Genomic DNA, 8,335 nt, shown 5'->3' on the forward strand with positions numbered 1-8,335 from the left:
ATGCGGCCCCGTTCGCCCCGGTGGCCGGAACCAGGGCGGCGACGGCCAGCGCGGCCGGTGCTTCCTCCGGGATGATTGGTGTGCCCTCGGCGTCGGCTGCGGCGACTTCGTCGCCGGGAGCCGGCTCGAAAGGTACCGGCTCAGGTACCGGCTCGAGCGCCGCGTCCGTCACGGGCGGCGCAGGAGGGGCCGGTGCTGCGGGAGCCGTCAATGGTGATGTGTCCGGGGCGGCGACAGCCGGTGTACCGATCCCCGCCAAGGCCACTGAAGTCACAACAATGAAGGACAAAAGCCCATGACGAAGACGCACCAAAACCCCCAAGATTCGGCCGATCAGCCGACGTCATCGAGGGCCTGAGATGCATACTCACCTAAAACCCGGCAAAGCACAATAGGTTGGAAAAGTAACTTGAATAAACCCTTGCTTGCAATACCAAAGCGGCAAACACTCTCGCGGAGATTAACAGATCACCTGGGGCCACTTTCAACCGTCCCAGCGGGGCCACAATTACTTGACATACTCAGAGTAAGCCGCCTTTTCATGGACTTAGGATCGGGTCATGCTCATATCTACAACTGGAGTTGTATTCGCCGCGGAAGGTTCGGTGGTTCTTGATGTTGTGCCGCCGCCCAGAACGCTGGCCGAGGCCATGGCAGCCCGTGGCCATGATGAGGGACGGGAATTTAACGAGATCCTCTTTGAGACCGGCATCAACAGGGGGCCCGTCGAATTACAGATTGAAGTCTTGCCGGCTGAGCCGGCAGAGGACACTACCGTTGATTGAGAAGATGCCTGGGAAGACTTCGATTTTGAGTTGCCCCCGGGCACGGTGAATCTTTATGGTCCAACGATGGGTGATGTGCTCAACATCGGCACCATCGAGGAACCCTCGGTCTACAGGTTTAGGATTCAGGCGAATGGTCGGAGCCGCATGAGAGATCTGGTGGCCACAGAAGCAGTGGAGAGCTATCTTGTCCAAGCCTGGATAGCCGAGCAGCAAACTGGGAAGAACGTTTCTTAGACGGTTCCCGCCTGCGAACACACACAGTCGCAGTGCAGACGACTTCTGACATTCAGTGCAGGCGACTTCTGAAAATGACACTCATGGTGAGCGTCTTTCGTCCGTGGAAACTTTCGAGTAAACAGCAAAAATACGCGTGATTCCTGGCCCCTGCCCTGCTTATTCGTTTCATGGCTGCCTTCACGAAGAAGGGCCGGGCCAAGCGCGGGACGGTGGCCAGCTCTGTCAAGGAATCGCCTGGTTAGGGCCAACCAACCCGCTTGGCGCGGTATCTGCACTTCACGATCCCCTGTGCTGCACTTCGGTGCCGACAGCGACGGCTTCTACCAGAAGACCATCCCGGAATCTTTGCTGAAGTCCTGGCCAATGAACGCAGTGCAGCAGTTCCGGGGACTGACCGCGGTTCCTCGACCAGCGAATCTCATAGGCCTAGAATTGTGCTGCTGGGGCTACGGCGCCGAGTATGCTCTGGCCGGGGACGGCGCCTCCTGCGGTCCAAACAAGTCCGGGCCGATTCACGGCGGTTCTCATGCAATCCAAGACCAGACTGTTCCGTGTGTCCGCTGCGACACTCGCGCTAGCCCTCGCCGGGTGCACGTGTGCAGGCCCTTCCCCTTCTCCCTCACCCACTGGCCCAACTGCCACCGATTCGCTCGACTTCGCGATGCGGTCATTCATCGACCAAGGAGGTGTGGCTGTCGTAGCGCAGGTAAGGTGGCCCGGCGGGGAATGGTCGAAGGCCTATGGCGTCCGCGATCTAGATAGCAAGCAGCCAGCCCAGCCCGATGACTTGGTGTCGGTAGCGAGTGTCACCAAGTCAATGACCGCCGTCTCCGTGCTGAAACTCGTCGACGACGGCCTGATCGGACTCGACGCACCTGTCAACGGCGTCCTTGAAAGCTTCACAACGGTTCTGAAACCTCCCGGTCTGATCACGGTCCGCCAGCTGCTGTCCCACACTTCAGGGATGCCCGACTACCAGCAGGTGACGTTCAGAACGCTCGACGACGTTGTTCCCGCGGTGAATCAGAAGATAAGCCTGCAGCGGGATCTTGAAATCACCGGCACGCTGCCATGGGACGCAGAGGATATTGGGACTTTCCGATATTCGAACTCCAACTACCTGGCTCTTGGTCAGCTCTTGGAGAACTTCCGTGGGAGGCCCTATGCGGATATTCTCCGCGACGATATCTTCAGTCCACTCGGACTGAGCCGGACCACAATTAGTGAGCTGCAGAGTGAAGCATCTGACATGATCCACGGGTACATTTCGCTCCGGGGTCAGCGTTGGGCGGCACCCAGACTCAAGAACAGATAGGTTCGCCGTCCCACGGAGTGATTTCCACGATGTCCGACGTCAACGACTTCTTCGCTGCCCTCTTCCGCGGCCAGTTAATCTCGGCGATCTCCCTGGAAGAGATGAAGAAGAAGACGAGTTTTGCTCCCTATGGATTGGGCATTTGGGAGTGGTCTGAAGACTGCAGCGGTGCTCCCCGATTCGGCGGAAAGGGCGGCTTCTGGGATTACCGCACGATCGCGATGAGCAGTACCGACGGGCGGTACCAAGCAGCCATGACCTTCGTGCCGGGACCGATACCCTCGCCCCTTGAAGACCCAGAGTCCGACAAAAAGCATGAACTGTGGAGTGGCCAGATAGCCTCAGCCCTTCTGGAAACCCTTGACCGGCTCTGCCAGTAAGCCATTGCTTCCGCAATCGGTGCCCCCCAAAAAAAAGACGGCCAACAACAACCACGACGGAATGTCCGGACAGTCGTCGGCCCAGACAACTTCGGAACCGCCATTTGAACTGTGAAAAGGCCGCCATTCCCAACTAACAGTCACAGCAAAAGACGAAACAAATAACTGTTGGCAGCGGCAAGGGCACCGTGGAACTCGATGCCGAGGGAGTTCTTCACCTTGTGTGGAAGCCAGGGACTATTCTGGTGGCCGCCGATGTACATGCGGCGATGGCAACGGTCAATGAAGTTGCCGATGGTGCCGAGTATCCGATGTTGATCGACATAACGAACACCCAAGAGGTGACCCGCCAGGCCAAGTCCGTCTTTAGCGTCCGGTGCGCTGCTTCACGGATTGCCCTGCTTGGCTCAAGCCCGGTCAGTCGTGTTATTGCTAACTTCGCTATGGCGCGGCGGACCCTCCCGTGTCCAACTCGGTTTTTCACACCTCCCGCGATCAGGCCATGCACTGGCTTCTCCAGGAGCCCCTCCTGTCAGCGATGGTCGAAAAGTGAGCCATTTCGTGGGTTGAAAACTGAGCCACGTTGACGTGGCTATTCTGCCGCATTCTCCGGTCTTGTCGAGGGCAATGAGTCCGCCTGTGTGTGCTTGAGGCGGTAGCTAGCGCCTTTGAGGGTGACGACTTCCGCGTGGTGGACGTCCGGTCGATCATGGCTGAGGCGACGACCTGGTCGCCGAACACGTCGCCCCAACGCGCGAAGGGCAGGTTAGAGGTCAGGATCAGTGAGGCGTGCTCGTAGCGTGATGAGACGAGCTGGAAGAACAGATTCGCGGCGTCCTGCTCAAACGGGATGTAGCCGACCTCGTCCACGATGATCAGCCCGTAGCGGCGCAGCCTGACCAGTTCCTGGGGCAGTCTGCCGTTCTGATGGGCGCTCTGGAGCCGGGCGACCCAGTCGATGGCGGTGGCAAACAGGACCCGGTGGCCCAGCTGGGTGGCCCGTAGTCCCAGTCCGGTGGCGAGGTGTGTTTTGCCGGTTCCGGGCGGCCCGAGCAGCACGATGTTGGACGCTTCGGTGAGGAACGCGCCGGTGGCCAGATGCGCGATGGTGTCGCGTTTGAGGCCGGGCTGGTGATCGAAGCTGAAGTCCTCGAGCGATTTGCGGGCGGGGAACCCGGCTGCCCGGGCCCGGGTCTCGGCGCCGGAGGCTTCCCTCGCGGCGACTTCCCGGGACAGGACAGCGGCGAGGTATTCCTCATGGGTCCAGCCGTTGTCACGGGCCTGGTCCGCGAGCCTCGCAGCTGCTTCCCGGATCCGTGGTGCCTTCATAGCCCGGGAGTAGTACTCGATCTGGCCGGTGGTTTCCTTGGCACCGGGCATCAGGCGACCTGCCCGTCATCGAGGACGACGCCGAATGCCCGGTCGTAGTCGGCAAGATCCCTTAGCCCGGCCGTGTCCGAGGAAGGCGCCGGGTTCTGGAAGGCTTTCCGCAGGGTCCGGGCGGCCTCGACATGGTCCGGGTCGGTGATCGTCGCCCCGGTTCCCCAGGATCGGGGGTGGTCTCCGACGGATCTGCCGTCCAGGCTGATCGTGACGGTTTCCAGGTCCGCGGTAACTTCGACGAACCTGCCGATGGCCTGCGGGTGGACGGAGTAGTCGTTGGATCCCATCCGGACGTAGTAGTCCCTTGGGAGCCGGACCCGCGCGGCGAATCCGGTCACGGGCGGAACTGGTGGCAATCCCAGCATCGCCGCCTTATCCTGGCCGATCAGCTCAGCAGGCCGGGCACCGGTCCGCCGGACCAGCCGGGTGTTGGCCAGGGGCAGCCACTGGCCGAGCTGGGCGTTGAAGTCCTCAGGCGAGGTGAAGGCCCGTCCGGGCAGGAAGGAAGTTTCCAGGAACTGGTTTGCCCGCTCCACGATGCCTTTGCTCTCCGGGTCGTAGGGTTTGACCTGCACGATCCTGGTGGCGAGGACGCCGGCGAACGCCGAAACGCCGGTGGCGTAGCTGTTCCGCCGTCCGATGCCGGTCTCGTTGTCCCAGATCAGCCGCCGCGGAACCGCCCCCAGGGCGCCGATCAACTCCCACATCCCGGCCAGCAGGTCACCGGTCATCCGGGACGGGATCATCCGGGCCATGATGAAACGGGAATGCGAGGACACCATCACCAGCACCGGCAGGACTCTGGGCTTGCCGGTCCCGACAGGGATCCGCACCTCCGGGAACCACAGATCGCACTGCGCCTGGTCACCTGGCTCGTAACTGATCCGGTCGGCAGGATCTGCCGGGGCATACTCCGGACGGATCCTGGCCACGTTTTCCCTGAACCAGGCCGGGGACCCGGACCAGCCCACCCGCTCGGCCAACACAGTCGCCGGCATCCGCGGGTTTTCCTGCAGCAACGCACGGATTGCCGGCTCTACCGCCTTGATGCCGGTGTCCTGGGGCGCACGGACGTACGTTGGTGGTCCGTCAGCGCTGACAGCCTTCGCGACAGTGTTCCGGGAAATACCCAGCCGCGCCGCTATCGACCTCATCGACTCACCCTCGGCAAGATGCAACCGCCGAATAAGCGCCCAATCCTCCACTGTGATCACCCACCCAATCGTTTGGAACAGGTGGCTCAGTTTTCAACCATCACAATGGCTCAGTTTTCGACCGTCACCGACACCTTCCCTGACCCGGACCGTTGCTTCCAAGGGCCAGGGGAGTTGGCCGTATGTTGAGCAAAGCCGGGACTTACGCAGCCGAAAGTGCCCAGTTCCAAGGAGCGGCTGATTGAGGTCGTCGCAAGCCCAACTAACTCGCTTACTGTTTCCCGCACCGCACACGGAGAGAACCCGTCGGCCAGCAAGCAAGCGATCAAGCTTGTGCCACAGTCCGCCACAGGCCGATCGGACCCCGAGAGAACCTAGGAAATGGGACGCTCTCGTCCGGGTCCGGCTGAACCTCTTCACCGCCACCACAAAAGCAACCGGCTGGCGCTCCAACAAACACGGGAAAAAGACCCGCATCTACGACAAGCCCCGGACCCCGTACCAACGCGTCAGCGGCTCCGGAATCCTCACCGAAGCCAAAGCCGCTGAACTCGCGGACCTAATGGCAATCACCAACCCGGCCGACCTCACCCGAGGCATCACCACCATCCAAACCCAACTCATCGCCCTCGCAGCAGCCAAAACCCGGGCCCTGGAAGCATCATCCACGCGAGCACAAATAGCTGAGGCACGCACAACACTTTCGCGAGCATCTTGACATGAGTCGTTACGGCAGGGACTAACAGCTGGTTAGGGAGGGCTGAGAGCCTTCTTCATCGGGTACTGCTCCTGCAGTCCGACTGACAGACTTTCAGAGTCCGTGAGCGGCAGCTTCCCTCAAGGGTGGCGTAACGGGCCTCATCGCCCCGCCGAGGCAGAACTCGCGTGCGCCTGCCTACATGCGCCAGTAGGAGCCGGCTGTCTCCTCGCATTCTGCCGAGCAGGTCCGGTAGTACGCCAAGCAGGGATCGTCCCCGAGCGGCCCGCCGCAGACCTCGCATGCTGCCCGGGACGCGGCCTTCCGTGCTGAACGCACCGATCTCCAGGTCCTGAAAACTTCCCCCAAAGTCATGAAGGGGATTCTACACCGGGCGCAATCGGGCCGTTTCCGTCGCTCTGGTCAAGTCAGGGATATCAACTTATACATGCCGCCAGAGATCCAAGCGGTGGAGAGCGGAGGGCTCATTCGAGTCGGAAGTGGGGTTCGAAACACGTGGGGAACGCCTCCTCAACGGCTGATAATCGCAACTGGCTTGTGTAGGCCCGGAATTTCAGTCAGTGAGGTCGTCTGAGGGGCCCTGTCGTGGGAGCGGGATGACCAGAACTGGCCGGGGCTGGCGGTGTGTGAGCTCGACTGCGACCGAACCGACAAGCAGCTGCTCCAGCCGGATTCCCAGGCCAAGTTCGCGGGTGCCAACGACGATGACCGATGCGTTTGCGGATTCCGCAAATTGGCCCAGTGCCCCGGCCGGGTCGCCCGCGAGCGTCTGGAAGGACCAGCGCACTCCGGTGCCGTCCAAGGTGTTCCCGAGACGGTCCCGGATCCCGGCACTGGTGGCTTCAGCGTCGTCAACGGGTCCGTTGTCCGGCTCGTCGGCGAGGTAGCTCGTAATGTCCACGTACGCACAGAGCAGCTTGACGTCTAGGGTGTACGCAAGTTCCGCGGCGCGGTGCACGACCCCCAACGGTTGCCCGGGCACGACAGCTGCCAGAACCGGTCCGGTGACCCGCCGCGGCACAAAGACGTCAGACCCGGCGGGCTCATTCATGGCTTCGCTCCTCTATCGGTGAGTGCACGCCGTAATCGTAGATCGGATGCGGTGAGGCGTCTCTGAGGCGCAGCCGACGCTGCACAAAAATGTGCTGACTGTACGGCAACTGACTCGGCAGTCACGACAGCCCACGACAGGCGGTTGGATCATAGAACCAAGAAGATGGGACGCCACGGGGCGACCGCTTCGGCGTGAACCACGCAGTGGCGCTACCGGAGTGTCGGCTATGCAGCTCTTTCGTCGCTGTCGGGGTGTTTGATGTCGTCAGCCAGGACGTACTTGATGGTTTTCCTTCGGCGGTTCCTGAAATGCCGGCGCGGGGTGAGTTCCAGAGGCGGCAGTCCCAGAGCCTTCCGCCTGCGAGACACGCGAATGTTCCCGACGATCAGGTAGCCGAAGAAGCCCAGCGACGGTACCAGCAGGATGATGATCCAGGTTAGATTTTCCACGGCGCCCTCCTGTGCCCCAGTATCGGACGGCCCCCATTTGACGTCAAGGTGAGGGCAGGACGTCACGGGACCGGAGTCCACAGGCCTCTGAGCTAACGGGGAAGACTTTCGTCCTATTCTTTGGTGTGCGCCTCATGGGAGCGTTGCATGGCCTCTCTGGAGCCTTCCGCGAGCCGGTCCTGGCCTGAGGCTCGATAGAGGTCGGATTCCCATTGCAATTCAGCGGCGGCGTCACGGTATCGGGCTTCATCAAATAGTCACTTGGGAAGCCCTGCATAGACGGGACACGGCCTGAAGCGCCCCTGTGGCTGGATACAATCGTCCGAAGTCCTCTACCCGGACAGCTTCAGGAGCCGGGCCCCTACGTGTCAGGCTGGAACGATACCAACGGCTCATAGCAAGTCCGTTTAATCGCGTGGGGCGAGAGCCAGGAATCCAGTAATCATGTCCAGTCCAGTTTTGAGTGCGGTACGCGAAGATAGTGCTGTGAGTAGTAGCAGTAGTAGTTCCGGGCCGCGGGCTGGTGGTCCGCGGTCTCGACGGTCGTTCAGCCCGGTCCAGAAGCTTGAGTTTTTGGCCGCGTACGAGAGCGCGTGCGAGAACAGTGAGGGTGGTGCGTTCTTGCGCCGGGAGGGGCTGTATTCCTCGCAGATGACCGAGTGGCGGCGGCTGCGTGACGCCGGTGTCCTGGCCGGGAAGAAGGCCGGGGAATCGATCGGGAAGCTCTCTGCGGACCAGGCCGAGAACGCGCGTTTGCGCCTTCACTTAGAGGTGAGTGAGAGCCGGTTGAAGAAGACCGAGGCAGCCCTGGATCTGATGGGAAAACTACAGGCGTTCTTAGCCTCGATCCACCGATG

Annotated in this window: 8 protein-coding genes and 2 pseudogenes; 5 read left to right on the top strand and 5 right to left on the bottom strand. The window is 61.4% G+C overall.

What is annotated here, in order from left to right:
• Positions 1-211, bottom strand: a pseudogene (locus tag J7I79_RS21155) (2-oxoglutarate dehydrogenase, E2 component, dihydrolipoamide succinyltransferase); the annotation flags it as partial.
• A 349-nt stretch (positions 212-560) separates the two neighbouring features.
• Between J7I79_RS21155 and J7I79_RS21160 the strand changes: the two are divergent.
• From J7I79_RS21160 to J7I79_RS24405, 3 genes are all read left to right on the top strand, one after another.
• A complete protein-coding gene (locus J7I79_RS21160; protein ID WP_214956714.1) occupies positions 561-785 on the top strand; it encodes a hypothetical protein in 225 nt (74 codons plus the stop codon).
• A 928-nt stretch (positions 786-1,713) separates the two neighbouring features.
• Positions 1,714-2,340 (top strand): serine hydrolase, encoded by a 627-nt coding sequence (locus J7I79_RS24400; protein WP_311380635.1) that lies wholly within the window; start codon positions 1,714-1,716, stop codon positions 2,338-2,340.
• A gap of 29 nt (positions 2,341-2,369) precedes the next feature.
• Positions 2,370-2,720: a hypothetical protein gene (locus tag J7I79_RS24405; RefSeq protein ID WP_251043121.1), complete on the top strand. Its 351-nt coding sequence runs from the start codon at positions 2,370-2,372 to the stop codon at positions 2,718-2,720.
• 495 nt (positions 2,721-3,215) lie between these two features.
• On the opposite strand, the gene istB is transcribed toward J7I79_RS24405, so the two are convergent.
• Together istB and istA are read right to left on the bottom strand one after the other, a co-directional pair.
• A complete protein-coding gene (gene istB / locus J7I79_RS21170; protein WP_311380636.1) occupies positions 3,216-4,100 on the bottom strand; it encodes an IS21-like element helper ATPase IstB in 885 nt (294 codons plus the stop codon).
• On the bottom strand, positions 4,100-5,317 hold the full coding sequence (istA, locus tag J7I79_RS21175) for an IS21 family transposase (protein WP_214956715.1): 1,218 nt from the start codon (positions 5,315-5,317) through the stop codon (positions 4,100-4,102). The genes istB and istA overlap by 1 nt, the downstream gene beginning before the upstream one ends.
• A 271-nt stretch (positions 5,318-5,588) precedes the next feature.
• Here istA and J7I79_RS21180 point away from each other — a divergent pair, with 271 nt between their 5' ends.
• Positions 5,589-5,975 (top strand): transposase, encoded by a 387-nt coding sequence (locus J7I79_RS21180; protein ID WP_214956717.1) that lies wholly within the window; start codon positions 5,589-5,591, stop codon positions 5,973-5,975.
• Between the two features lie 553 nt (positions 5,976-6,528).
• On the opposite strand, the gene J7I79_RS21185 is transcribed toward J7I79_RS21180, so the two are convergent.
• Positions 6,529-7,026, bottom strand: a complete 498-nt coding sequence (locus tag J7I79_RS21185) for a universal stress protein (RefSeq protein ID WP_214956719.1) — start codon at positions 7,024-7,026, stop codon at positions 6,529-6,531.
• A gap of 227 nt (positions 7,027-7,253) precedes the next feature.
• Entirely contained in the window at positions 7,254-7,478 is a 225-nt protein-coding gene (locus J7I79_RS21190; protein WP_214956721.1) for a hypothetical protein, read from the bottom strand.
• Positions 7,479-8,051: 573 nt separating this feature from the next.
• Between J7I79_RS21190 and J7I79_RS21195 the strand changes: the two are divergent.
• Positions 8,052-8,335, top strand: a pseudogene (locus J7I79_RS21195) (IS3 family transposase); the annotation flags it as partial.

Source organism: Arthrobacter sp. ISL-69 (genome assembly GCF_018613775.1).
In the GTDB taxonomy this organism is placed as follows: domain Bacteria; phylum Actinomycetota; class Actinomycetes; order Actinomycetales; family Micrococcaceae; genus Arthrobacter.

Excerpts from the sequence above, each read along its gene's own strand:
- J7I79_RS24405 (WP_251043121.1), top strand. The coding sequence starts at position 2,370 with ATGTCCGACGTCAACGACTTCTTCGCTGCCCTCTTCCGCGGCCAGTTA.
- J7I79_RS21185 (WP_214956719.1), bottom strand. The coding sequence starts at position 7,026 with ATGAATGAGCCCGCCGGGTCTGACGTCTTTGTGCCGCGGCGGGTCACC.
- J7I79_RS21160 (WP_214956714.1), top strand. The coding sequence starts at position 561 with ATGCTCATATCTACAACTGGAGTTGTATTCGCCGCGGAAGGTTCGGTG.
- istB (WP_311380636.1), bottom strand. The coding sequence starts at position 4,100 with ATGCCCGGTGCCAAGGAAACCACCGGCCAGATCGAGTACTACTCCCGG.